Raw genomic sequence first — 24,241 nt, forward strand, 5'->3', positions numbered from 1 at the left:
CATTATTTTTGTATAAAATTTCAGCTCATTTGAAAACGAAAAAACAAGATTTTTCACATCTTTCACCCAACCAGCCTATCGGAATTTTCGACAGTGGAGTAGGAGGTCTTACCGTTGCCAAAGAAATCAAAAGACTTCTTCCTAACGAAGATCTGATCTACTTTGGAGATACAAAGCACCTTCCTTACGGAGAAAAGTCCAAGGATGCGATTATTGAATACTCTACCAAGATTACCAATTTTCTGCTGGAGCAGAACTGTAAAGCGATTGTAATTGCCTGTAACACGGCAACGGCTAATGCTTTGAATGAGGTTATGCAGTCAGTTGCAGGAAAAGTTCCGGTCATAGACGTTATTAATCCTGTTGCTGAAAAGGTATCTTATGAAATCCATACTAATGTAGGAGTGATTGCCACCAAAGCAACTGTGAATTCAGGATTGTATAAAAAGAGCATCCGAAAACATAATAAATGGATCAAAGTAGACGAACTGGCTACACCATTACTGGTACCTGCTATTGAAGAAGGTTTTAAAAATCATCCGATCACGCACGCTATTATTTATAATTATTTAAGTAATAATAAATTAAAAAATATTGAAACGTTGATTCTGGGCTGTACCCATTATCCACTTTTAATAGATGAAATCAAACAGTATTACGGAAACAGAGTCCGTGTGATAGACTCTCCAAATATTGTAGCCAATCATCTGAAGATCATTCTGGATAAGTACAATCTCTTAAATGATCATAACTCAAAACCCAATTATCATTTCTATCTTTCGGATATTACCAAGAACTTTGAGAAAATCTCTAAGAAATTCTTCGGAAAATCAATTGATTTGGAATTAAAAGTATTATAAATAAAAAAGTCTGCCTCATCTTGAAGCAGACTTTTTTATTAATGTTCTTTGTGAAAAAGATCGTGAAGTTTGTGTTTAAAACTAAGCCTCCACAATTACTTTCTCAGCATTCAGCCTTTTCTTCGGATTGAATTGAGGCTGATTAGCATCTGCTTCATCTCTTTCCCCGATAGCTACGGCAAATAACGTCTCATATTTTTCATTATTCAGAATAGCATCATATCCTTCAGGTTCAATTCCTTCCATAGGAGTAGAATCTATTCCCATTGCTGCACAAGCAGATAAAAGTACCCCTAGTGACAAATATACCTGATGCCCAAGCCATGATTTTATGGCTTCTTCTCCTTTAGGTTTTACCATGGTGCGGTAATAATTAACAGCACCTTCCGGAAGGTTTTCCTCTATTTGCTTTTCAAAGTTTTCTACATTTTTGATCACCTGAAAGACAATAACATGGCTGCTGTCCAACACTTTTTCTTTATTAAAATAAGACTTATCCCCCAATTGCTTTTTCAGTACCGGATCATTAACGAAAATAAAATTCCATGGCTGGCTGTTAATGGAGGAAGGACTTAAATGTAAGATCTCCTGAAGTGCTGCAATTTGTTCTTCACTGATTTTTCCCTGTGGGTTATACTTTTTTACAGTATACCTGTTTTTCATTTGGTCTAAAAAGTTCATAATTTTATACTATCATTTTTATAGTTACAAAAGTAATTTAAGTTTATTAACTTTGCAATAACGGTAAAAAATGATAGTATAAAAATGTATACAATAGATAATAAATCCTATCCCTGCTGTACCAGCGTTACGATGAAATTTATAGGAGGGAAATGGAAAGCAGTAATCTTACATCACCTTATTGGCGGAGCCAAACGGTATAACGAGATAAGAAAGTCTATTCCTACCATTACGGAAAGAACATTAAGCTTGCAGCTAAAACAGCTGGAAGAAGACGGAATTGTTGAGAGAAAAGTTTTTACGGAAAAACCTCCTTTAGTGGTGGAATATGAATTGACAGATTTTGGAAAGACACTTCTGCCTGTTTTGGAAGCGATTACAAAATGGGGCGAAGCTGCTCCGATAATTTCAAAAAAAATAATCAGGAATTAAAGTTCCTGATTATCTTCTTTATTCGGTTCAAAAAAACTGAAACTTACGTTTCCATATTTTCGGGTATCTGTTAAATTGGGATGGTCAAGCTTCATACGGCTTTGGTGCTCTACAATGAGAACTCCGTTTTCCTTCAGGTATTTATTGTTTAAAACCAAAGAGATCAGTTCGTGGTATTTTTTCTCTTCCATTTCAAAAGGAGCATCAGAGAAAACAATTTCAAAAGATTTTTTATTTCTGAATTTTTTAAGCCAGTCAAATACATCACCTCTCTGTACATTGATCTGAAGTGCCATATCAAGCTCAGAAGCCGTAGTGTTGATAAATGCTGTATGCTTTGGATTCATTTCCACCGAAGTGATATTCTGACATCCTCTGGAAGCAAATTCAAAGGTAATAGAGCCAATTCCTGCAAAAAGATCAAGCACGGAAACCGACTGCATATCATATTTGTTTTCCAGAATGCTGAATAAAGCCTCCTTCGCAAAATCGGTGGTAGGCCTTACTTCAAAGTTTTTTGGAGCGGCAATTTTTTTGGCTTTCCATTTGCCTGATATTATTCTGAACATATTTTTTGTTAGGGTTTAGGTGGTAAATTATAGGTAGCAGGTGACTGTGTCTAGGATTCAATTCCTATTACCTGCGGCCTGCAACCTAGTTAAGTATAAAATTCTTATTGGGAATATTGTCAAAAACAATTTTCAGGTTTTTAACAAATTTCTGAAGTTCGGAAATGAAGGTTTCATTTTCCGTAGTTTCTCCATAAGCATAAAAGCTGGTTTCATTGATTCCAAAACCTATCTTACTCAATGTAAACATAATGAAGTAAAGGAAATCTACTTCTGAGTTGACATCAAGGTTATTATAAAGGATTATTTTTTTATTGTCAATCGCAAAAAACTCACATTGGTTATGATAAAGATTGATATGAATTTCCTTGTTGGTTTTATTATTAATTGAACTTAGAAACTTTTCTCCGGAGAAATTAAAATGAACCGGTATAGCCAGCTCTTTTATTTTCTTATAATAGTTTTTCGGAAAAGTATAATAAAACTGAATATTGAATTTTTTGTTAATAGAAAGCATCAGCTCTTCCTTTTCTCTGTCAGTCGGAGCGTTGAAAGCGATCAGGTCAAATCCTGCCTCATGCTCAGAAAAACCTTCAGGCATCAGGGTAAAATGATTAAAAGCTGAAATCACATGGATTTCTTCATAGCGCTGCTTAATAAGAACTTCATCCAGCTTTTGATCAATAAGATTGGCTGGTGTCTCTTCAGTAACGAAATAAGACTTTTCCTCCAGAATGTTTTTGTTCTTAACAATCTGATAGATCAATCCGTCTTTGGTAAAAAGTAAATTAAGTACGTTCATATTTCAATTCCTGCAAATTTAGTGAAATTCTACCATTACCGCACCCGATTGATGGTGAAGTATTTCCTTATTATAAAAATCAATATTAACCTGGCTTTCCAGTACGTCCCGAACCATCCTCTGCAACGTCCCGTCACCAATGCCGTGAACAATTTCCAGTCTTTTCAGGTTGTTCTTTCTGCAAAACTCAATCACTTCAATCAGTCTTTCTTTTTGTATAAATAGTCTTTCGAAGCTGTCATAGTCATTGGGATTCTTTACCAAATTATGAAAATGCAGGTCTAAAACCAAATGATTTTTCTGATGTTTCTTAGAAATGATTTTTTTAGGCTCGGCTTTTCTTACGACTCTGATATTTTCATAGAGATCCGAATCTTTAGGAACCAGTTTTTCTTTGGGATATTGATGGGTAAAGCCATATTCATCTTTAAAAACGGCAATATTTCCCTTCACGGAAGTAATTACCCCGCTTAAATCCTCATCCACTACCGAAACCTTATCGCCGATCTTCATATTTTTTTAAGACTTGTCTGAACCCAATATTTGTGCAAAGGTAGAAAGTAAAACGAATGAACACAAACTCCTTTTTCTTCAAACTTTCTCACTTATCACACTCTTGATCCCAGTTCAATAACTTCCAGATCCTTGATTTCCTCACCGTCCACCACAAAACGCATCATCGTTCTTACTTTATGCCATCCCTGTTTTCCACACGCGCCGGGATTCAGATGGAGAAGACTGTTTTTTTCATCATACATTGCTTTCAAAATATGAGAATGACCTGAAATAAATAATTTCGGTGCTTTTTCAGCAATTTCTTTTTTAGTGAGTGGAGCGTATTTTCCAGGATAACCCCCAATGTGAATCATCAACACTTCCATGTTTTCACAAAAGAAACGGTTGACTTCCGGAAACTCAGCCTGAATTTTGGCATTATCAATATTTCCGTAAACGCCTTTCAGAGGCTTTATTTTTTCAAGCTGTTCAATCACATCCAGACTTCCGAAATCTCCGCAATGCCATACTTCATCGGCCTGAGAAGCATATTCCAGGATCCGGTCATCTATATAAGAATGAGAATCGGAAAGGAGAAGAACTTTTGTCATGTACTGCCATTTTTAAAACTGCAAATATAAAGAAGCTTTTATCAATTCACAGGAGATCCTAATCAGTAATATTTTTTGTTTTTCTGATAGAATCCAGTTTCATTTCAATAGCTGCACTGAAAACCTTTTTTAGTTTTAGTTGATTTTCCGTAAGCTTTGAAATAACAAAAGTACCAGTCATATTGGTATTGGAAGGAAAGACCAAAGTTACTGTAGAGTCTGAAGCTTTTTTCCAGCTCCCGATATAACGGTCTGGTTTTTCACTTTTTTTAGTAACAGGTTCTTCCAAAGTATCATACCTTAAAGTAGATTTCATCAGATTTCCTGTGATTTTTCCGTTTTTCTGAAATCTGATCCCTTCTCTTCTTGCCTCAAAACCATCCTGCTTTTCATAAGTATAGATATAAGTATCCATTTTATTTAAATTCCAGGTTTGTAAAAGCAAAGGATTGGAAGTTCTGTCCTGGGCTTTGATACCACTGATAGTGAAAAGAGAGAAAATACAGATAGAAATAGGCTTTTTCATGAATACTGCTGATTTATCGTAAAGTTTTAGCACGGCTAAAATTAGCATCGCTTAATATTTAGTAAATTTGGGAAAATTAAAATAAACAATGAAACAGAAACTTTCTTTTTTCATTTTTCTTTTGACCGTAGGATTAGCCAATGCGCAGGTTGAAGAAAAAAAGCTGGATGAGCTGATCCAAAATACCCTGAAAACCTTTGATGTACCCGGAATGTCGGTAGGAATTGTAAAAGATGGAAAAGTAACCTATTCCAAAGGCTTTGGAGTTCGTTCTCTTACTACGAAGCAGCCTATGGACGATAATACATTAGTGGGAATTGCTTCCAACTCCAAAGGGTTTACCTGTGTGGCATTAGCAATTCTTGCGGATGAAGGAAAACTGAACTGGGATGATAAAGTTTCAAAGTATATTCCTGAATTTCAAATGTATGATCCTTACGTTTCTCAAAATGTAACGATCAAAGACCTTATCACGCACAGAGCGGGATTAGGACTAGGGCAGGGAGATCTTATGTTTTTTCCGGAAGGGGGAAGCTTAACAGTTAATGATATTGTTCATAACGTGAGATACCTGAAGCCTGAAAATCCTTTCAGAACAACACTGGATTATAACAATATCATGTTTATTGTTGCCGGAGAAGTAATTCACAGAGTTTCCGGATTAAGCTGGGCAGAATTTATTGAGCAAAGAATTATGAAACCGGCGGGAATGACTTCAAGTTTCGGAAGTTATAACAGAGCAAAAGCTATAGCAAACAAAATTGATGCGCATGCTCCGGTAGATGGAAAAGCAATTGCTGTTCCACACGACTGGAACGAAACAGGTAATGCAGCAGGAGGAATTATGAGTAATATCAAAGATATGACGACCTGGGCAGAATGTCTGTTGAATAATTTCACCACAAAAGATGGTAAAAAACTGGTTTCGGATAAGAATGTTCAACAACTTTGGAGTCTGCAGATTCCAGATAGAGTGGCTGCAAAAAATCCTTATGACACAAGTTTCTATGGATACGGTTTAGGATGGTTTTTGAGCGATGTTAAAGGACACAAACAGGTACAGCATACCGGAGGATTGATCGGAACGGTGACACAGTTTACTTTAATTCCGGATATGAAACTGGGAATTGTAGTATTGACGAACCAACAGTCCGGAGCCGCTTTCAATACCATTACGAATACCGTGAAAGATTCTTATCTTGGGATAGCAGACAGAAACTGGCTGAAAACCTATGGCGACAGAATGTCTAAAATGGAAGCTGAATTCAATAAACAGAAGAAAGATGCTTTTGCAAAATCTGAAGCCTTTAAAAAAGAAAAATCTTTACAGCCAAAAGCAGAACAGTTTACAGGAACTTACAATGATGTATGGTTTGGTGATGTAGAAATTACACAACAGGGAAATAGCTACAGAATTGCGTGCAAAAACTCTCCAAGGTTAAAAGGAGAGCTGCTTCCTTATTCCAATAATTCTTTCATTATCAAATGGGACGACAGAAGCTATGATGCGGATGCCTACATTATTTTCAATTATGATGAAACCGGAAAAGCAGAATCTGCAAGATTAAAAGCAATTTCTGACGTAACAGATTTCAGTTTTGATTTTGATGATCTGGATTTGAAAAAGAAGTAAAAAGCGAAAGCATAAAAGATATTCTATAAAGAACGGGCATTGGTCCGTTCTTTTTTGTTGCTCAAACACGAATTGCGTTAATTGTTCACAAATAACACTAATATTTTACTGAAGGAGGTTAAGGTCCTGCTGTGCTAAGGAAAGATCTGTGTTAAAATGTTGCTTTTCAAAGAAATTTTTTAATTCAAGAAGTCTTTTTTTATTGTCATAATGGATGCTTGAATTCAGTTTTCTTTGACATAACGAGCAGGCTCTTGCCAGGTGATAATCAGTTTCCGATAATGAATTGGTTCCGTTCATGACGCAGTTGGCGTTCAGACAATGACTGATCCCAAACATATGGCCGATTTCGTGTGAACTGATTTTTATTAATCTTAAAAGACTTTCATTAAAATTTGAATCAGTTAAATGACCATTGGCAAACCTATACATCGATGTTACTCCTACACCATCTTCATAAGAAGCCAGTCCGAAAACGTAGTTCCATTCCGGTTTTGGGAAAAGGTCTTTTTCGGTAATTCCCATCAGGACTACAGCGTCTTTTGGTTTTCTTTTGATAAGAATGCTGTCCAGTATATATCCTGCCAGTAACTGTTCCTGTCCTTCTTTTGACATTCTTTTGACGTTCTCAGGAAAGATGGTGTTAGGCAGAGCAGGCAGTATTTTTGTTTCCAGCTGGTAATATATTTTTAAGTATTCTTTTGTGAGAGCTATTTCCTTTTTCTGAAGTTCATCAAAAGTTCCGATAGGCTGAAGATAGATGGTGTTTTTTCCAGGTTCGGGTTTTATTTTTTTTAATTTCTGAAAATCTTCAAATGTTTGGAAATGTTCATCATGATTGTACCTCCAGCTTCCGGGGTTGGGGGAAGAGGAAAGTTTTATGTCATTCTTTACGATAGACTCATAGTAAGTTTTGTTCTGTTTCTGACATGAGAAAAGAAGAGTAATTATTGTGACATAAAAAAATAAGGATGTAAAATTATATTTTCCCAGGCTCATAAAAGAACAGCAGTTTCTTTTTAGCCCCATCAAATTCAGACCAGGATTCACAGTCTACCTCAAAACCAGCCACTCCGCAGGTGGGGAAATGGAAAATATCCTCAGAAATGGAATTGGCAAAATTGGAAATTCCATTATTGTGTGAGAAGAAAGCTACCGAATTCAGGTTATCATCCAGATCATAAATTACAGATTCAAAACTTCTTTCCGAAGGATTATATAATTTTTCATCAGTTGAACAATTTAACTGATACGCCTGATTAAAAATTTTACAGGTGTTCAGTGCACGAACCGCGGGGCTGGACACAAAATGATCAATGGAAATATTATTGTTTTTCAGGAATCTGGACATGTGCATAGCATCCTCCAGACCTTTGTCTGCCAAAGGTCTGTCAAAGTCCTCCGTTTCTTCCGGCCAGTCGCTTTTTGCATGTCTTACGAGGATGAGTTTCTTCATATAATTGTTTTTTGGAAGATTAAAATTATAAAAAAAATAATGGAATAAAACATGATTTATATAAAAAAACTGCGTTATGAATAAAATCAGTAAATTTTACTAAATTTGCAGACTTATGGGACAAATCCTTGCAATAGACTACGGAAAGGCTCGTTGTGGTATCGCTGCAACCGATGATATGCAGATTATAGCCAGTGGGCTGGAGACTGTAGAGAACCGTTCTCTAATGGATTTTTTGAAAAAATATTTCAATGAAAACAAGGTAGATGAAGTCGTAATTGGACTTCCCATAGATTTGAAAGGAAACGTTTCAGAAATAGAAACGGATATTTTAAAATTCATAGAAGAATTTAAAAAAGAATTTTCGGATATTGCGGTTCACCGTTTTGACGAAAGATTTACTTCCAAAATGGCTTCATTCTTTATTTCCCAAAGTGGAAAAAACAAAAAGAAGAGGCAGGAAAAAGGGTTAATAGATAAAGTAAGTGCAACCATCATATTGCAGAATTTTTTAGAACAAAGATTAAGATGATATTACCGATAAGAGCTTTTGGGGATCCTGTTTTGAGAAAAGTAGGAAAAGATATAGAAAAAGACTATCCCGAATTACAGGAACTGATAGATAACATGTTCGAAACCATGTACAGCGCAAATGGCATAGGTCTTGCAGCGCCACAGATTGGTTTGGATATCCGTCTGTTTGTGATAGATGTAACACCTCTTGCAGAAGATGAAGATTATGAAGATATTAAAGATGAGTTGGCAGAGTTCAAAAAAGTATTCATCAACGCTCAGATTCTTGAAGAATCAGGTGAAGAATGGAAGTTCAATGAGGGCTGTCTTTCTATTCCGGATGTAAGGGAAGATGTAAAAAGAAAAGGAACAATCGTTATTGAATATTATGACGAAAATTTTGTGAAACATACAGAAACTTTTTCCGATATTAGAGCCCGCGTAATTCAGCATGAATATGACCACATTGAAGGAGTTCTGTTTACCGATCACCTTAGCGCTCTGAAGAAGAAACTGGTAAAAGGTAAGCTGACTAAAATCTCTCAGGGTGACGTAAACATCGGTTACAAAATGAGATTTCCAAAGTAATTAAATAAGGATTAAAACGAATAATAAAAAGCAAAAAGCCAGTGCTGATTGCAGAATTTACAAAAAATAAAATTATGCTGTTAGAAAAAATAATTTCAATTTCTGGAAAACCAGGACTTTTCAAATTAGTTTCTCAATTAAGAAACGGATTCATCATTGAAGATGTTACCAACAAGAAAAAAGTAAGCATTGGAAACTCAAGCCAGGTAAGTTTATTGGACAATATTGCCATGTTTACATTTGAGAAAGAAGTTCCGTTATTTGAAGTATTTGAAAATATTGCTAAAAACAACAATTATAAGGAAACTATTTCTCACAAATCTTCTGAGGCAGATTTGAAAGATTTCATGTTGGCATCTCTTCCTAATTATGATACAGAAAGAGTATACGCTTCTGATATCAAGAAATTGGCTCAATGGTACAACATCCTTCACAAAGCAGGATACATCACTCCTGATAGCTTTGTAAAAGCAGAGCCTGAAACTTTAGAAGGTGAACCTGCTGCAGAAGAAGTAAGCATTGAAAAAGATACTAAAAAAGCAGCTCCAAAAGCAGAAAAGCCTGCTGCTCCAAAAGTAAAAGCTACTTCAGCTGCAAAATCAGCTCCGAAAAGCACACACAGAAAACAAGGATAATTCATTTTTGAATTAAAATATAAAACCTTGTCCGGAATTTCCGGACAAGGTTTTTTGTTTTTTCAAACAAAAGATAATTACATGCTAGTATTCCAAACCTAGCAGGTTTTGAAAATCTGTTAGGTTTCCATATCGAATCTATCAGGATTCTGCACTTCGCAACTTTTACTTCCAACGTTTGTAATGATGTCCGAATATCCCTTACATTTGTATAAGATTGAATTTTCAAACAATGAATACGAAACAAGAGAAACTGGAGGCCTTCGGAAGATTACTGGATATTATGGATGACTTGCGTGAAAAATGTCCGTGGGATCAGAAACAAACGTTAGAGTCTCTTCGCCATCTTACCCTTGAGGAGACCTATGAACTCTCAGATGCTATTTTGCAGAATGATTTACAGGAAATAAAGAAAGAGCTGGGTGATGTTTTGCTTCATCTGGTTTTTTATGCTAAAATTGGTTCTGAAAAAGAAAGTTTTGATATAGCAGATGTCATCAATTCACTTAATGAAAAGCTGATCTTCCGCCATCCTCATATCTATGGTGATACTGAAGTGAAAGATGAAGAAGAAGTGAAACAGAACTGGGAAAAATTGAAACTGAAAGAAGGAAATAAGTCTATTTTAGGCGGAGTTCCGAAAAGTCTGCCTAGTTTGGTAAAAGCCTACAGAATTCAGGATAAAGTGAAAGGAATAGGTTTTGAGTTTCACGATGCAGAAGATGCATGGAAAAAGGTAGATGAAGAGATTCAGGAGTTTCATGCGGAGACTGATCTGGATAAGAAAGAACAGGAGTTGGGTGATGTATTTTTCTCTTTGATTAACTATGCAAGAATTTCAGGAATCAATCCTGATTCTGCCTTGGAAAGAACCAATCTCAAATTTATTTCAAGATTTCAAAAGATGGAAAGTCTGGCTGAGGAACAGGATCTGAAACTGGCAGATATGTCTCTGGAAGAAATGGACGTTCTCTGGGAAAAAGCAAAAAAACTTTCATAATTCCTGATGGGAACAATTAATGCTTCTTACACTCAATTAAAATAATAAAAATAGATATGTTACGTTTGCTTATTTTACCTGCTTTGCTTTTATTAAGCTGCAATCCAAAAGCTCAGAATTCTCCCACTAATGAGTATGAATTGAAAGTTCAGTTTACCTTACCTAAAAAGTTGAAGGAAGTTTCCGGAATTACTTTATCAAAGGATAAGAAAACAATCTGGGCAATAGAGGACAGAGGAAATGAAAATGCAATATACGGACTGAGCGATAAAGGTGATATGCTGGCAAAAATATCGGTAGAAAATGCTGAAAACACAGACTGGGAAGATGTTATATCTGACTCTCAGGGAAATATTTATATCGGAGATTTTGGTAATAATGATAATAACAGAAAGGATCTGGCGATCTTAAAAACAGATTTGAAAGACAGTAAACAAATTGTTACTAAAGTTGTTCAGACCACAAAATTTCATTATCAGGGACAGACTGAGTTTCCTCCAAAAAAATCAAATTTGCTGTATGACTGTGAAGCTTTTGTTGAAATGGACGGGAATTTTTACTTATTCACCAAAAACAGAAGCAAAGGTTTTGACGGGACCTTCCTTGTATTCCAGGTGCCTAATAAAGAAGGGGATTTTGAAGCCAAATTAATAGGAACACTGAAGCTTCAGGGTGGATATAATGATGCCGCGATTACATCTGCAACCATCAACAGTACAAAAGATAAAATTGTATTGCTGACGCATAAAAATATACATGTTCTTACCGGATTTACCGCTAACGATTTTAATTCTGCTAAAATTCAGAAAATTCCATTAAATCATAATTCCCAGAAGGAAGCCCTTGTTTTCTTTGATGATAAAACATTAATGATTGCAGATGAGAAAGGGAAGAATGAAGGTGGAATGGTGTATACTTTTTCTTTAAACTAAATTTTATCTTCTCTATCTTTACAAGCGATAAATAACTATGAAAAAAATTTTATATATCTTTTTGGTACTAGGTTTTTCCTCTTGTAGCAGTACTAATGATGACTCTATAACTGTAAATGAAAATCAAACCGTAGATTTACAACTTGATAAAGGATATATTTTCGAGATGGATCAACGCACAACACTGCCTGGTCCTGAAAAATACTATCAGTTTTTCTATGAAAACGGACGTTTACAGAAAATGCTTGGAAGGAACTATTTTGTAACAGCAAATATCCAGTTTTTTAATCCTGATGTAATTACTCAGTTAACTTATACAAATAATAAAATACAGGTAGATTATTTTGAATCAGAAACAACTTCCGGATATAGAACAACTTCTTATCTGATGGAAAATAACAGACCTGTTACGGCTGAAAAGTATTATAAGAATGGGACTGTTACCGAACTCGAAATGACAAGGAATTATACCTATGGATTCAATACAATAAATGTATATACTAAACGTGGTTATCAGGAACTTTTTACAACGTACTATTTTGATGGAAATAGTAATCTTTCTAAAAGTGAAACATTAGAAAAGGCAGGAGGTAAGAATAAGCAGCTTACAACTACCTTGTATTCAGATTTTGACAATGCTAAAAATCCATTTAAGAAATTGTTTCTGATTAATGATGATTTTTATGAAAAGAGTTTATCAAAAAATAATTTCAGGGCTAAAGAATCAGTGATTGAATATGCTGAATACCCTAATACCGGAATACCTCCGCAGCCAGGAGTATCCAAATCAAAATGGACTTATAATTATGATCAGAATGGCCAGGTACTATTGTACTTTCCATTTCCATAAAAGATAAAATAAAACCCCACAAGAGAAATATGTGGGGTTTTTAAATAGATGAATATTATTGAAGTGATTGAAGTTTATAGTGTTTAAGGAGTAAGATAAGAGATATGAATATTTCCGCTTGATAATCTGAAATCCTGGGTATAACGACAGCGTATTCTGAAGGTTTCTCCTGTATTGAAAAAATTAATGGAGGAAAGATTATGATTCAATCCTGTAGTACGCTCTCCATGACCTGTTGATATTCCTGCAAGAGTTGTAAGGGTAGGCGATACTTTTTGGATATAGGAATTGGCTGTTCCTGCAGTTTGCCCTGATGGATTTAAATTGAGATCATACGTCACATAAGGAACAATATTGTAAAATCCCGGTTTTACTACTGTGAAAAGTCCGGTGGTAGAATTATACGTTAAATAAGCAGTATCAATCTTATTGCTTACATTGAAAACATAAGTCTGTGAATAACTTTCATGAGTATTAACCGGAGTAGAATGAGTACCCGTATAGCTTCCGCTTGCGGGACTAATGTTTGTTTTGTTTCCCACATATATTACCTTTAAGAAGTTTTCAGATTCAATCGTTTTCCATACCGGAGCATTACCCACTCCATTTGACATTAAGACCTCGCCCTTGTTTCCGGAATTACCTCTTGTTTTATCATCTCCGCCTACATTCAGGTCTTTAACTACCTGAAGTGAGCCATTGACATGTAAAGTATTTTGGGGAGTTGATGTTTCAATCCCTATCTGTGCATTTAAATGTATGAACATAAAAAATAATGCCATATACAATAGCTTTTTTTTCATCATTTGTTGATTTTTTAATTGGCACAAATATAAAATGTTTTTAAAATGTCTGTTTTTTAAGGAATTCATAAACATATTGAACTATGTCTTGTTTTTACTTATATAGCTGAAAATATGACTCTTATTTAAAAGCCATATTTATTTTATCAGTAAAAAATGTGAGTTGAAAGTTTGAATTATTAAATTTTATTAAAATTGAAGTTTTTTTCAAATACTCAGTTTGAATTATTTTAACATATTGTTAAGCAGTGATTTATGTTTTGTTTGCAATAGCAGTATTCAGCCCGGAAATTAGAATTAATTTCTTTTTAATGGCACAAATTAAAATTTCATTCCTATTCCTGCAGAAATTCTTCCGCCATCTGAACCATAGAAATAATTCAACCTTGCAGACATCATTTCCACAATACTCAGCCATACACCTGCACCAGCAGACTGATGCCATTTTCTGGAGTTCTCATTGTCATTCCATACACGGCCGATATCATATCCGATAAGAATTCCCATGTTGGCAGGAACAATATTATTTCTTACCCTTCCAAAATCCCACCGGATTTCTGAGTTATTGGTAAAATAGGATCTTCCGGAGAATCTTTCGTTTCTGAAGGCTCGCATTCCATTATTTCCTCCGATAGCAGCGGCCTGATAGAATTCAAAATTATTATTATTAATCCACATCACATTGCTGGAATTGGCGAATACAAATTTTCCTTTTTTATCAATCCTGTGGTCAATGGCAAGTTTTCCTTTTACCGTTACGAAATTCTTATTAAAATCAGAAAGAGTTGCTTTCCAGTCTGCATTCAGCATAAATTCCAGTCCAAGAGTAGGGAAGGCTGCATTATCTGCATTTTTATAGCCAAAGGTATAATTGGCTCCCACAAACTGTTGGCTATTAAATACACCAGGTCTCACATCCGGAGACTGGTTGATGAATCGGTCCGCTTTTCTCTGTACTTTATTATCTTCAAAAGTCAGTTGAAACTGATGGCTGAGGTTCATCCAGCTCTTTTGAGAAATGGAAGGAGCGAAGTTAAACTTAGATATTCTGGCTCTGTTGTATTCTCTTTCTGTATCCTCCTTGTCATACTCACTTTCGTTCGAAAGCCCAAAAAAGTTCTGAGAGAACCTTGGAGTGGTATAAAATGCATCAAGGTTAATATCCCAGCCTGAGATTGCTTTTTTAAATACACCTTTGTACGTAAGGCTAAATCCTGCAGTTGCCGTATAAAAATTAGCTTTTAAGCTGTGTCTCTGAGTGAAAGGATCACGTATAAAATTATTCACTGTATAATTGGCCAGAACTCCTACAATCACCCCATCATCCGGGTTGTAATCCAGGTTTGGATACCCTGCAACAGAATTATATTTAGGGTGTTTATAATTATAGCTGTTGATATCATAATCATCTGTAATATTCCTGGTTGCATTGCCTGTGTTATAAGTGTTTTTCTGAGATCTAAAATCATAAATCTTTACTTTTCTGCCATCTGCAACATTATAGGTATCATGATTGTATCCACCAATCAGCCGGATCGTCATTTTAGGATTTCCACTTCCTGTTACTACATAAGTATCATCATCTTCCAATCCGTAGATCCACAATTCTTTTGTTTTCGAATCATGATAAGTCTTTTCAAAAACAAGTTCATTCTGGTCTTTGTTCTTGCCTAGATAATATTGCTGAACAAGCACGGAATGTCCGTTTTTGGTGATGACAAACTTATCAGGATGTACCGTTCCCGCCAAAGGAACTTTTTTAAGCAGTACATCATAATACTGGGCGGCATAGGTCTGTAATTTTGTCTTTCTTATTTTCAGTTTTCTCTGGATTTCGGCAATGGTGTCATCCTGTACTTCTTTCGGAAGATTATGGAAAGCATCATCAATATCTGCATCAGTAAGATGTTCCTGAATATATTTTGCCTGGGTTTCCCATTCATTCTGGTCTGCACCTTTTAAGAAAACAAGATCCATCGGATAAGGTTCCATGGCAAGCCATTTTACACTGCTGATATCTTCTGTAAAGGTTTTCATATGGCGGATGGCAGGAACATTCATGATGATTTTAAAGGCTGCGCCGTCATATTTACTGAATGCCTGATCCCTGTCTTTAGGAATAGGTTTATAGATTATTTTATCACCCGCTTCATATTCTGCCCATTTCCACTGGTCGGAATGTCTGTCCCAGTCGCCGATAAGCATATCAAATAATCTTGCTCTGATATAAGATTCTCTGTCCACAGAATATTTATCGCTTTTGCTAAGATTTTTAAGTACATCATCCGTGGAAACGATATCTTTTGCATGGTCAAGATCAGCTAATGTTTTCGGATCAGAAGAAAACCGTTCTTCAATCATATACATTTCATCCCCGTAGTTTTCATTATATCTTCCCAAAGCCTGTTGCTTAGGAATATAATACAGTTTTGGATTACTGTGGAAAATACCCAGTTTTTCTGACATATTTCCAATCGTAAATGGAGTAAAGGGATGATTGGTGGTATAAAAATCAAGCAGGAACTTTTCAGGGAATGTATCTGCGAGTTCTTCTCCTAATGTACTTTTCTGAAAAGCCATATTGTTCAGGAAACGGATCGCACTTTTTTTTACTCCACGCATAACAAATTCCTGTCCGTCTTTAGCTTTCAGACGCAAACTATTGGATTGGTTTCCTCCGCCTTCCCGGAAAGGAATATACCCTCCGTTTAATTCGGAAAGATTAGCGGTTGGCGCTTCAATGGGAATTCCGTAATATCTTCTGTAATGATCTCCCCAAAGCCAGCGGTAAAACTTTCTTTTTTCAGTAAGCTGTACAGGGTAAATGGTGGAAGAGAATGTGGCAGGAAAAGAATTGGGAAAATTATTGATGAATACATCCGGTTTGGATATCACGGAAATATGAGTCAGTTTTTGGAGCTGAGCATCTTTAGTTGAAAAATACTCCACATCTGTACTTTCATCTTTTCTGAAATTTAAAACCGCAAAACCACTACCTCCGTAAGAAAAGTCTGTTTGTTCCACGATGGTAGATGGATCTGTTTTTGAGCCTGCTCCACTAATGATCTGTCTTAAGTTTCCATCTTCGTGATATTGCAGATTATGGTCATGACCAGATACGAAAATGATGTTTTCCTTATCCTGGACAATACTTTTCAGTCTGTTAGCCAGATCTGCATAATGTTGATTATTAATATCTTCAGGGCTGGCTCCCGAGGAACTTCTTAATACATTGATTACACTTGCTACTACAGGAACAGGAACTTTACTCTTTAAAGGAAAGAGATGGGATTTAACAGAATTAAAACCTGCGTGGGTTCCACTGCTGATGATAGGATGGTGTAAAGCAACAATTATTTTTTTTCCCTGATTTTTAATGATAAGATCTTTGAACTCTGTGAAAAAATCTTCACGGGTTTTGATATTACAGTTTTTGTTGATTCCCGGATAATTATCCCAGTTGGCAATCACCCATTCTGTATCGATGGCAATAAGCTTTATATCTTTAGAAACATTGATATCATCAATAGGACAGCCGTTTTTGGGTAGGAAAGCTTTTTTATCATCAAGATATTTTTTAACCAGTCCTTCCTGGGTATTCAGCCCTTCCAATCCACTATACCAATCATGATTTCCGGGAATTACTAATGTTTTTCCTTTGAAATTTTTGGTAATGGAAAGCTGGTTTTCCAGTTTTTGCTTTGCGAGGGAGTAATCTTTGTCTGTTTCTTTGGGCATACCATTAGGATAGATATTATCACCCAGAAAGATCAGCATAGAATTACTATCCGCAGAATCCAGTTTACCTTTCAGTAAATTCAATGTTTTTTGTGCCTGAGGTTCATCTGAGTTTCCTGCATCTCCAATAAGAAAGAGTTTAAAATCATTTTCAGATTTTATTTCGGAATCTTTAACTTCAAATAAGTTTTTGCCCTTTTGTACGTTATAGGTAGCACAGGAATAAAGAGCTCCTGCGGACATTACCGTCCGAAGAACAATAGAAGTATTTTTTAGATGAGTTTTAAAGGATAAATTCATAAATTTACATTAACAAAAATTCAGGAATGAGCATTCTACACAAAGCTAAAAATTATGTTGAAATCTTATTCAAAGATAAGTTATCTTCGGTATATTTTTATCATAATTTTATCCATACTGCCTATACAGTCAATAAGGCTGAGGAAATCATGAAAAATACCCCTGTTTCTGAAGAAGATCAGGAGAAGGTACTTGTAGCATTATGGTTTCATGATACAGGGTATATAGAATGTGCCCTGAACCATGAGGAAAGGAGTGTAGAGGTGATGAAAGCCTTTTTACACCAGGAAAATTATTCTGAAGACTATATTGCAGACGTTGAAAAACTGATTCTGGCTACGAAAATACACTACGAACCTCAGAACTTACTGGAAAAAATTGTAAAGGACGCAGACTTCAGCCATTTTGCAGGCCATGATTACAGTGAAATTTCTGATGCTTTGAGAAAAGAATGGGAACTGACCAACGTAAGATGCTTTTCCAATGAAGAATGGAATGCCGGAAATCTTGATATGCTGAAAAACAAGCATACTTTTTATACAGATTACGCCAAAGAAAACTGGGAGCCTTTGAAAAAGAAAAATATCAAAAAGATCGAAAAGAAGCTGGAAAAAGAAGAAGAGAAAAAAGAAAACAAAAAGGAAGCTTCGGAGGGCAAAAAAGAAAAAGAAAAATCGGACAGAAGTGTGGATACCTTATTCAGAGTTACACTGAACAATCATACAAGATTAAGTGATATTGCAGACAGTAAAGCCAATATTCTTTTATCTGTGAACGCAATTATTATTTCGGTTTGTCTTTCTGTACTGGTTCCGAAACTGGATGCTCCTAAGAATTCGCATCTGATTCTTCCAAGCTTCATATTATTGCTGTCCAGCGTACTGACGATTATATTTGCGATTCTCTCTACAAAACCGAATGTAACCAAATCAACATTTACTTCTCAGGATATTGCCAACAGAAAAGTAAACCTGCTGTTTTTTGGAAACTTTCAGCAGATGTTGTTTGACGATTATAACAATGCCATGAAAGATCTTATTAAAGACAGGGATTATATCTATGATTCTATGGTGAAGGATCTGTATTATCTGGGAAAAGTTCTTAACAGGAAATACAGGCTTTTATCCATTACCTATAAGATATTTATGGCAGGGATTATTATATCCGTCTTATCTTTCGGGGCTGCTTTTCTGAGTCTTTAATTAAAATATAGATAAAAAGTAATCACCCGGAATTTTTATAAGATTGACTGAAGATATGCCAACCTAAAGCTTTTCATGATGAAATAAAGGAGCATGATGCTTACGGCGTTGATAATCATTACTCCTGCGGAAGTGTAAAAGACACTCTCAGTGCCAGCAATCCCGTAATACCCTGAAGATCCTCCACTCTTAAAAATTCTATATCATTTTGTAAAACTCCTTTCTTCTGGAGTTTGGAAATATAGTCCAGGTATTCCTTCTGATTTTCCATTCCGAAATAGACGATGGTAATTTTTCCGGGAGCAGTGATGCGTTCTGAAGAATCTTTAATATGGGCTTTATCCAGACGTTTTTTGATGATTTCGTAATACGAATTGTAAGCTCCGTCTACATCAAAGCGTTTTTCATCCATTCTGAAGCGGATATCTATTTTTTCATTATATACAAAGATCAGTGAGGCAATATCCAGCTGTACAGGAAGATACTTTTTGAACAACTGAAATTCAAGTTCCATTTTACAGATGGTTTTCAGCTGCCAGTATCTCAGTTTGTGGACTACTTTCGAAGTATAATGAAGCTCAGGAGCGATGGTAGAACCAATATACAGATTGTGTTCTACACCATCAGACTTAAATCTTTCATAATAATGTGGAAAAATTTCCTGTGCCTTTTCCTGGCTTTCATCCAGCATATCGGCCAGCTTTCTGTTTACAAGCGTGATAGAGTCATCAAGTTTTTTTCTGTGATGATAAAACAGATCCGTAGAGGTAAAAATGTGCAAAAAATAGTCTTTAATCTTTGCCTTTATTTCTCTGGATGTTTTAATTTCCAGTTTTCCTTGTAAAAAAGGATGGATTTCTTCTCTTAATAACCTCTGAAAACGCTGTTCCGTATCTGCTTTGATCTCATTGTTGATCTCATTTTCAAAAACATCCAAAGCCAGTACAAATTTTTCCGAATCGGAATTCGTGAGTATTAAAATTTCATTCAGACATTCAATTTGTTGATTAAGATCCAGCAGCATCAGATTAAAACGTTTTTCCGAAGAAGAACGGATATCCGAAACTCCAAATAGCGGAGTAAGATTTTTGAATGCGATCTGCTTTAAGGTATATATTTTCTTTCCAAGTGATGCCGTAAAATATTTTTCAGCTTCATTTCTGAACTTCCATACCACACTGTCGTGGATGGTTGTATATTCACGTTGAATAATGGCTTCTATCTGATAATTTTTCTCAAAGTAGAATCTGTTCAGAGAGAAGAGAACCATATCAGTGAAAAACTCCAGTTTTTTCAGTTTCAAGCCATTGAAACTTCCGGCAATAGGAGAGGTGAATTCCATGATCGCAAGGAGTTCGCCGTCTTTCATGATGGGAATTACCATGAAACTGTTGATATTATTGTCCTTTAGAATACTGAAGGAAGGAAGCAGCTTGACATTCTCGTCCAGGTTGTTTACATTGGAAACAACCACAGGCTTTGAATTATGATTTAAATTATCAAAGGTACTTTTACGCGTCTCTTCATCAAATGCATTGATCCAGAAATCCAGGATATGATTCGTGAGCAGGCTTTCGTAAATCGGAAGTTTATCGAGTTTCTGTTCCTTTTTGTTGAAAGTCATCAACCCGAAGCTGAGTTCAGGAACATCAAAATAGGATTTGAAAATTTCGGTCAGGTTTTCGTTGGGATTCATATCTTCCGGATCAATTTCAATCATGCTTGATTTCAGATCGGAAAGGGCTACTTCAGAAGTACAGTCTACCAGTGAAATAATAGTAAATCCTTTCAATATCCAGGACTGAGATGGAAAATACTTTTTCCACAGTTTAAAGTCATCCAGATTTTCCAGCAGCATATCCAGAACATCATCCGATGGAATTTTGGCATCTTCTGTAGGCATAATTTCCGTAAAATCGGAATTGACCGTAATTTTATAATGCTTCATGATTCCCTGTTTGTTGGGAATATCATAATAAAACGGAAGCATGCTTTTAATATCTTTTTTGAAATAGCTTTGAAGAATCAGACAGCAGCAGAACACATAAAATTCATTATCTGAAATATTCCTGAGTTCTATTTCGAAGTCTTTTCCGGCATCTTTCAGAATATCTTTAAACCTTTCAGTATAGTTGAAGGTAATGTTGGAAAGCGGAATGCTTGCCGCTTTTATTTCGTTTCTGGTAAGGCCTGTTGGGAAAAGATCAGCAAGAAGCAGTCTGATGAGGTCTTCGTATTTTTCAAGAAGGGCGGTGTCCTGAAAGCCTTCTCTGAGCTCTTTGAAATTTCTTGTACTCTCAATCAGAGACTCTGCATAATTGACTCTGTATTCCAGTCTGTCATTATATCGGATATGTTCCAGAACATCCAAATATTTTTTGAATGATATATAAACCTGAAAGGGAGAGTCTTTTTTATAGAGATTAGCCAAGAGCTGAAAAATTTAGAGTAAAGTTATGAAAAAAGGAGAATATTAATAGGAGGATGTTTTTATTTTATCGTACATAATTTATTTATGCATTTCGGAAATTTTATAACGTATTTTACTATTCTTTGCTGTTTTTTTGAACGGATGATGATCAATGTTACTGATTAGTAAATTGTGTTTTTTTTTTTTGAATAATTTGAATAAAAAATACTATTTTGTGATATTCATTATTCAGATATGAACATAAAAAAGCACAACTGATAAGTTGTGCTTTTTTATATGTAAAATTCAGGTTTTACAATCCGAACATTCTTGCAAATAAATCCGGGAAAACTCCAAGGATAATGATCAAAGCAATAACAACTACTGCGATGATGTTGTAAGTAAGGGTTACTTTTTCTGACGATTTGAATGTTGATTCTTTAAAGAAGAACATCGCAATGATCAGTCTTAAATAGTAAGCAATAGATAGGGCAGAACCTAACACAGCTACCAGTACTAAGAAAGCAGCACCGTTCATAGCCTGGGAGAATAAAGCAAATTTCCCCATGAAACCAGCTGTTAACGGAACTCCTGCCATTGAAAGCATAGAGATCGTTGCTACAGTGGCTAATAAAGGTTCGGTTTTTGCCAATCCTTTGAAGGCTCCGAAAGAAGTTTCTCTCTTTAATTTCTCTACCCAGATCAGACACATGAAAACGCCTACTGTAGATAAAGAATAAGCAAATAAATAGAACGCCAGGTTATATGTAGAAAGGCTTGTCATTCCGAAGAATACCAATCCGATATATCCTGCGTGGGAAACTGAAGAGTATGCCAGCATTCTTTTTGCGTTCGTCTGAGCAAGACCCATAACGTTGGCCAAAAGTAAAGTAATGATTAAGAATACGCCAAAAACATTAATCCACTCGTGGGTTACTCCAGCGAACCCAAGCGTCATCAATCTGAACAGGGCAAAGAATCCTGAGATCTTTACCACACTCGCCATGAATGCTGTGATTAATGAAGGTGAACCTGCATATACATCAGGACTCCACATGTGGAAAGGTGCCAGAGCTACCTTGAATGCCAATGCACAAAGAATCAGTAATACCCCTAAGATGAACATTACATTTCCAGCATTTGCTACTCCAAAATCATGAATCTTGTAAAGATCAAAACTTCCTGCACTTCCGTAGATAAACGCAATTCCGAACAGTAAGAAACCTGTTGCAAAGGCACCCATAAGGAAATATTTAATAGAAGCTTCGTTGGATCTCAAATCAGTTTTGTTAGCTCCAGCCATTACATATAATGGAATAGAAAGGATCTCAACTCCTAAGAACATCGTTACCAGGTTCTGGTATCCGAAAAGGATGATCCCTCCACATAATGCAAATAGCATCAATGCATATAATTCCGACTGGTGGCTTCTGTGATTGCTGAATGCAAAACCTCCAAGGAAGAATAACAATAAAGTTGTTACGATTGATATTTTAGTGAATAATGCGGTATTGTCACTGTACTCATACATATGCTTGTAATGGTCGAAGAACGAACATTCCGGCATAAAACTTACATACAATGCAATGATTAATCCCAAAATCCCAATGTATCTTGCGAATTTTCCTTGTTCAAAAACTCCTGAAAATAACGCAATAACTGCCGTTAGGAAAACAATAATTAAAACACTCATTTCTTAAAATATCAAATTAACTTACCATTGATTGGTAGATAAACTTCACCGAACTACTCACCATGTCAATTACCGGTTGTGGGAAAATACCTAGTAAAATCACAAAAACCGCTAAACTTGCCAATACAGAAAACTCTACACCCGATAAATCTTTTGCTGTACTTAAAACGGCTTCATCTCCTTCTCCAAACATTGCTTTTCCGTAGAATCTCAATAAATACACTGCACAAAGAATTACCGTAAGACCAGCAATTACTGCTGCTGTTCCGTTAAAATCATATACTGATTTCAACAAAATAAATTCTCCGATGAATCCATTGGTCAATGGAACTCCCATTGAACCTAATATAATGATCAGGAACAATACAGCAAACTTAGGAGCTACTTTAGCTAAACCACCCATTTGTCTGATGTCTCTTGATTTAAATCTCTTGTATAAAATATCACAACAGTAGAATAATCCTACTACGTTGATACCGTGGGCAAAAGTCTGTACCAATGCTCCTTCAGCTCCTTCCACATTGAAAGTTCCTCTAAGAGTAACTACTGCAGAAGCGAAGATCCCTGCTACCATCAATCCTACGTGAGAGAAAGATGAATACGCAATGATTCTCTTCATATCCGTCTGGATAATAGCGATCAAAGCACCGTGAACAATTCCTACAATGGCAAGAATAATCACAATTTGCCCGGAAATTCCTGCTATCGGAAGCGGAGTGATTGGAAGTAAATAACGCATTACACCATATACTGCCATCTTCAGCATGATCCCTGATAATAACATCGATCCTTGAGTAGGAGAGTAGGTATAGGTATCAGGCTGCCATGTATGGAAAGGGAATACCGGTAATTTCACTGCAAAAGCAAAGAAAATAAACCAGAATACCACAGTCTGCTGTACTTCGTTAAGCTGGGCATTATATAAATCTGTTAAAGCGAATGATGCAGAGTGGTTGTACACATAGATCAATCCGGCTAACATAAATAATGATCCCACGAATGTATATACGAAGAATTTCGTAGTGAACTCGAACCTTTTATTCTCCTGTCCCCAAAGTCCGGCAATGAACCAAATTGGAATCAAAGTGACTTCCCAGAAAATGTAGAACAACAATCCGTCTAAAGAAGTAAATACCCCTACAAGACCGAACTGCATCAACAGAATCAATCCGTAGAATGTATTTCTGTAGTTTACACTTTCGTTGAAAGATGATAAAATAATGATTGGAGCCAGAATATTGGTCAGTAATAAAAGAAGCATGCTCATTCCGTCAACACCGAAGTGAAGAGAGCTCTTCATAAATTGTGACCATGGATAATTGATCTCATGCTGCAATACGCTGTCTACTGTCGGAGTAAAATCAAAATCCGAAAGCATATAGAATGTAAGGAGCATTTGTACCAATGCGATTCCAAGCGCCAAATATTTGCTGGAATTACTCTTCCAGGCAAAAACTAATCCCGAACCTACTAGAGGTAATAGTAATAATGTTAATAACAAACAAGACATTA

23 protein-coding genes are annotated in these 24,241 nt (G+C 35.8%); 10 read left to right on the top strand and 13 right to left on the bottom strand.

The genetic code is table 11. From position 1 onward, the window contains the following. Positions 1-29 precede the first annotated feature (29 nt). Complete coding sequence (gene murI, locus BW946_RS16255; RefSeq protein WP_076597217.1) at positions 30-860, top strand: glutamate racemase; 831 nt, start codon at positions 30-32, stop codon at positions 858-860. Positions 861-941: 81 nt separating this feature from the next. On the opposite strand, the gene BW946_RS16260 is transcribed toward murI, so the two are convergent. After that, on the bottom strand, positions 942-1,541 hold the full coding sequence (locus BW946_RS16260; RefSeq protein WP_076597167.1) for a nitroreductase family protein: 600 nt from the start codon (positions 1,539-1,541) through the stop codon (positions 942-944). 84 nt (positions 1,542-1,625) lie between these two features. On the opposite strand from BW946_RS16260, the gene BW946_RS16265 reads away from it, so the two are divergent. Beyond that, the gene (locus BW946_RS16265) at positions 1,626-1,973 is read left to right on the top strand and encodes a winged helix-turn-helix transcriptional regulator (protein WP_076597168.1); all 348 of its coding nucleotides are present in this window, start codon (positions 1,626-1,628) and stop codon (positions 1,971-1,973) included. Here BW946_RS16265 and BW946_RS16270 read toward each other — a convergent pair. The 5 genes from BW946_RS16270 to BW946_RS16290 form a co-directional block, all read right to left on the bottom strand. Next, complete coding sequence (locus BW946_RS16270; protein ID WP_076597169.1) at positions 1,970-2,542, bottom strand: RsmD family RNA methyltransferase; 573 nt, start codon at positions 2,540-2,542, stop codon at positions 1,970-1,972. The genes BW946_RS16265 and BW946_RS16270 overlap by 4 nt on opposite strands. Positions 2,543-2,627: 85 nt before the next feature. Further along, positions 2,628-3,344, bottom strand: a complete 717-nt coding sequence (locus tag BW946_RS16275; protein ID WP_076597170.1) for a DUF3822 family protein — start codon at positions 3,342-3,344, stop codon at positions 2,628-2,630. An 18-nt stretch (positions 3,345-3,362) separates the two neighbouring features. Next, complete coding sequence (locus tag BW946_RS16280; protein ID WP_076597171.1) at positions 3,363-3,857, bottom strand: Smr/MutS family protein; 495 nt, start codon at positions 3,855-3,857, stop codon at positions 3,363-3,365. A gap of 95 nt (positions 3,858-3,952) precedes the next feature. Next, positions 3,953-4,450 carry a metallophosphoesterase family protein gene (locus tag BW946_RS16285; protein ID WP_076597172.1) on the bottom strand — a complete coding sequence of 166 codons (498 nt, stop codon included), beginning with the start codon at positions 4,448-4,450 and terminating at the stop codon, positions 3,953-3,955. Between the two features lie 58 nt (positions 4,451-4,508). Next, a complete protein-coding gene (locus BW946_RS16290) occupies positions 4,509-4,976 on the bottom strand; it encodes a hypothetical protein (RefSeq protein WP_139326023.1) in 468 nt (155 codons plus the stop codon). 88 nt (positions 4,977-5,064) lie between these two features. Between BW946_RS16290 and BW946_RS16295 the strand changes: the two genes are divergently transcribed. Continuing rightward, positions 5,065-6,609: a serine hydrolase gene (locus BW946_RS16295; RefSeq protein WP_076597174.1), complete on the top strand. Its 1,545-nt coding sequence runs from the start codon at positions 5,065-5,067 to the stop codon at positions 6,607-6,609. A gap of 105 nt (positions 6,610-6,714) precedes the next feature. On the opposite strand, the gene BW946_RS16300 is transcribed toward BW946_RS16295, so the two are convergent. Continuing rightward, entirely contained in the window at positions 6,715-7,608 is an 894-nt protein-coding gene (locus BW946_RS16300; RefSeq protein ID WP_076597175.1) for an archaemetzincin, read from the bottom strand. Further along, positions 7,589-8,065 carry a SixA phosphatase family protein gene (locus tag BW946_RS16305; RefSeq protein ID WP_062675602.1) on the bottom strand — a complete coding sequence of 159 codons (477 nt, stop codon included), beginning with the start codon at positions 8,063-8,065 and terminating at the stop codon, positions 7,589-7,591. The genes BW946_RS16300 and BW946_RS16305 overlap by 20 nt, the downstream gene beginning before the upstream one ends. Positions 8,066-8,180: 115 nt before the next feature. Here BW946_RS16305 and ruvX point away from each other — a divergent pair, with 115 nt between their 5' ends. From ruvX to BW946_RS16335, 6 genes are all read left to right on the top strand, one after another. Next, complete coding sequence (gene ruvX / locus BW946_RS16310) at positions 8,181-8,597, top strand: Holliday junction resolvase RuvX (protein WP_076597176.1); 417 nt, start codon at positions 8,181-8,183, stop codon at positions 8,595-8,597. Continuing rightward, complete coding sequence (def, locus tag BW946_RS16315) at positions 8,594-9,166, top strand: peptide deformylase (RefSeq protein WP_076597177.1); 573 nt, start codon at positions 8,594-8,596, stop codon at positions 9,164-9,166. Before ruvX ends, def begins: the two co-directional genes overlap by 4 nt. 74 nt (positions 9,167-9,240) lie before the next feature. After that, a complete protein-coding gene (locus BW946_RS16320; RefSeq protein ID WP_076597178.1) occupies positions 9,241-9,801 on the top strand; it encodes a DUF5606 family protein in 561 nt (186 codons plus the stop codon). Positions 9,802-10,033: 232 nt separating this feature from the next. Continuing rightward, positions 10,034-10,801 carry a nucleoside triphosphate pyrophosphohydrolase gene (gene mazG / locus BW946_RS16325; RefSeq protein WP_076597179.1) on the top strand — a complete coding sequence of 256 codons (768 nt, stop codon included), beginning with the start codon at positions 10,034-10,036 and terminating at the stop codon, positions 10,799-10,801. Between the two features lie 56 nt (positions 10,802-10,857). Next, positions 10,858-11,733: an SdiA-regulated domain-containing protein gene (locus BW946_RS16330; protein ID WP_076597180.1), complete on the top strand. Its 876-nt coding sequence runs from the start codon at positions 10,858-10,860 to the stop codon at positions 11,731-11,733. A 37-nt stretch (positions 11,734-11,770) separates the two neighbouring features. Next, positions 11,771-12,583: a hypothetical protein gene (locus tag BW946_RS16335; RefSeq protein ID WP_076597181.1), complete on the top strand. Its 813-nt coding sequence runs from the start codon at positions 11,771-11,773 to the stop codon at positions 12,581-12,583. 83 nt (positions 12,584-12,666) lie between these two features. On the opposite strand, the gene BW946_RS16340 is transcribed toward BW946_RS16335, so the two are convergent. Both BW946_RS16340 and BW946_RS16345 read right to left on the bottom strand, forming a co-directional pair. Beyond that, a complete protein-coding gene (locus tag BW946_RS16340; RefSeq protein ID WP_076597182.1) occupies positions 12,667-13,389 on the bottom strand; it encodes a hypothetical protein in 723 nt (240 codons plus the stop codon). A 318-nt stretch (positions 13,390-13,707) separates the two neighbouring features. Next, positions 13,708-17,424, bottom strand: a complete 3,717-nt coding sequence (locus BW946_RS16345; RefSeq protein ID WP_076597183.1) for a metallophosphoesterase — start codon at positions 17,422-17,424, stop codon at positions 13,708-13,710. Positions 17,425-17,450: 26 nt separating this feature from the next. Here BW946_RS16345 and BW946_RS16350 point away from each other — a divergent pair, with 26 nt between their 5' ends. Continuing rightward, positions 17,451-18,626, top strand: coding sequence for a Pycsar system effector family protein (locus BW946_RS16350; RefSeq protein WP_076597184.1), 1,176 nt, complete (start codon positions 17,451-17,453; stop codon positions 18,624-18,626). 118 nt (positions 18,627-18,744) lie between these two features. Here the strand turns inward: BW946_RS16350 and BW946_RS16355 are convergent, their stop codons facing one another. The 3 genes from BW946_RS16355 to BW946_RS16365 form a co-directional block, all read right to left on the bottom strand. Continuing rightward, on the bottom strand, positions 18,745-21,057 hold the full coding sequence (locus BW946_RS16355) for a GAF domain-containing protein (protein ID WP_076597185.1): 2,313 nt from the start codon (positions 21,055-21,057) through the stop codon (positions 18,745-18,747). A 292-nt stretch (positions 21,058-21,349) separates the two neighbouring features. Further along, positions 21,350-22,729 carry an NADH-quinone oxidoreductase subunit N gene (locus BW946_RS16360; RefSeq protein ID WP_076597186.1) on the bottom strand — a complete coding sequence of 460 codons (1,380 nt, stop codon included), beginning with the start codon at positions 22,727-22,729 and terminating at the stop codon, positions 21,350-21,352. Between the two features lie 16 nt (positions 22,730-22,745). Beyond that, positions 22,746-24,239, bottom strand: coding sequence for a complex I subunit 4 family protein (locus BW946_RS16365; protein ID WP_076597187.1), 1,494 nt, complete (start codon positions 24,237-24,239; stop codon positions 22,746-22,748). Positions 24,240-24,241: the final 2 nt, after the last annotated feature.

The sequence above is a fragment of the Chryseobacterium sp. RU33C genome, from assembly GCF_900156015.1.
Lineage (GTDB): Bacteria > Bacteroidota > Bacteroidia > Flavobacteriales > Weeksellaceae > Chryseobacterium > Chryseobacterium candidae.

What these genes read in the sequence shown, in the direction of transcription:
- BW946_RS16260 (WP_076597167.1), bottom strand. Translation starts at nt 1,541, where the DNA reads ATGAACTTTTTAGACCAAATGAAAAACAGGTATACTGTAAAAAAGTAT.
- BW946_RS16265 (WP_076597168.1), top strand. Translation starts at nt 1,626, where the DNA reads ATGTATACAATAGATAATAAATCCTATCCCTGCTGTACCAGCGTTACG.
- BW946_RS16270 (WP_076597169.1), bottom strand. Translation starts at nt 2,542, where the DNA reads ATGTTCAGAATAATATCAGGCAAATGGAAAGCCAAAAAAATTGCCGCT.
- BW946_RS16275 (WP_076597170.1), bottom strand. Translation starts at nt 3,344, where the DNA reads ATGAACGTACTTAATTTACTTTTTACCAAAGACGGATTGATCTATCAG.
- BW946_RS16280 (WP_076597171.1), bottom strand. Translation starts at nt 3,857, where the DNA reads ATGAAGATCGGCGATAAGGTTTCGGTAGTGGATGAGGATTTAAGCGGG.
- BW946_RS16285 (WP_076597172.1), bottom strand. Translation starts at nt 4,450, where the DNA reads ATGACAAAAGTTCTTCTCCTTTCCGATTCTCATTCTTATATAGATGAC.
- BW946_RS16290 (WP_139326023.1), bottom strand. Translation starts at nt 4,976, where the DNA reads ATGAAAAAGCCTATTTCTATCTGTATTTTCTCTCTTTTCACTATCAGT.
- BW946_RS16295 (WP_076597174.1), top strand. Translation starts at nt 5,065, where the DNA reads ATGAAACAGAAACTTTCTTTTTTCATTTTTCTTTTGACCGTAGGATTA.
- BW946_RS16300 (WP_076597175.1), bottom strand. Translation starts at nt 7,608, where the DNA reads ATGAGCCTGGGAAAATATAATTTTACATCCTTATTTTTTTATGTCACA.
- BW946_RS16305 (WP_062675602.1), bottom strand. Translation starts at nt 8,065, where the DNA reads ATGAAGAAACTCATCCTCGTAAGACATGCAAAAAGCGACTGGCCGGAA.
- ruvX (WP_076597176.1), top strand. Translation starts at nt 8,181, where the DNA reads ATGGGACAAATCCTTGCAATAGACTACGGAAAGGCTCGTTGTGGTATC.
- def (WP_076597177.1), top strand. Translation starts at nt 8,594, where the DNA reads ATGATATTACCGATAAGAGCTTTTGGGGATCCTGTTTTGAGAAAAGTA.
- BW946_RS16320 (WP_076597178.1), top strand. Translation starts at nt 9,241, where the DNA reads ATGCTGTTAGAAAAAATAATTTCAATTTCTGGAAAACCAGGACTTTTC.
- mazG (WP_076597179.1), top strand. Translation starts at nt 10,034, where the DNA reads ATGAATACGAAACAAGAGAAACTGGAGGCCTTCGGAAGATTACTGGAT.
- BW946_RS16330 (WP_076597180.1), top strand. Translation starts at nt 10,858, where the DNA reads ATGTTACGTTTGCTTATTTTACCTGCTTTGCTTTTATTAAGCTGCAAT.
- BW946_RS16335 (WP_076597181.1), top strand. Translation starts at nt 11,771, where the DNA reads ATGAAAAAAATTTTATATATCTTTTTGGTACTAGGTTTTTCCTCTTGT.
- BW946_RS16340 (WP_076597182.1), bottom strand. Translation starts at nt 13,389, where the DNA reads ATGATGAAAAAAAAGCTATTGTATATGGCATTATTTTTTATGTTCATA.
- BW946_RS16345 (WP_076597183.1), bottom strand. Translation starts at nt 17,424, where the DNA reads ATGAATTTATCCTTTAAAACTCATCTAAAAAATACTTCTATTGTTCTT.
- BW946_RS16350 (WP_076597184.1), top strand. Translation starts at nt 17,451, where the DNA reads ATGAGCATTCTACACAAAGCTAAAAATTATGTTGAAATCTTATTCAAA.
- BW946_RS16360 (WP_076597186.1), bottom strand. Translation starts at nt 22,729, where the DNA reads ATGAGTGTTTTAATTATTGTTTTCCTAACGGCAGTTATTGCGTTATTT.
- BW946_RS16365 (WP_076597187.1), bottom strand. Translation starts at nt 24,239, where the DNA reads ATGTCTTGTTTGTTATTAACATTATTACTATTACCTCTAGTAGGTTCG.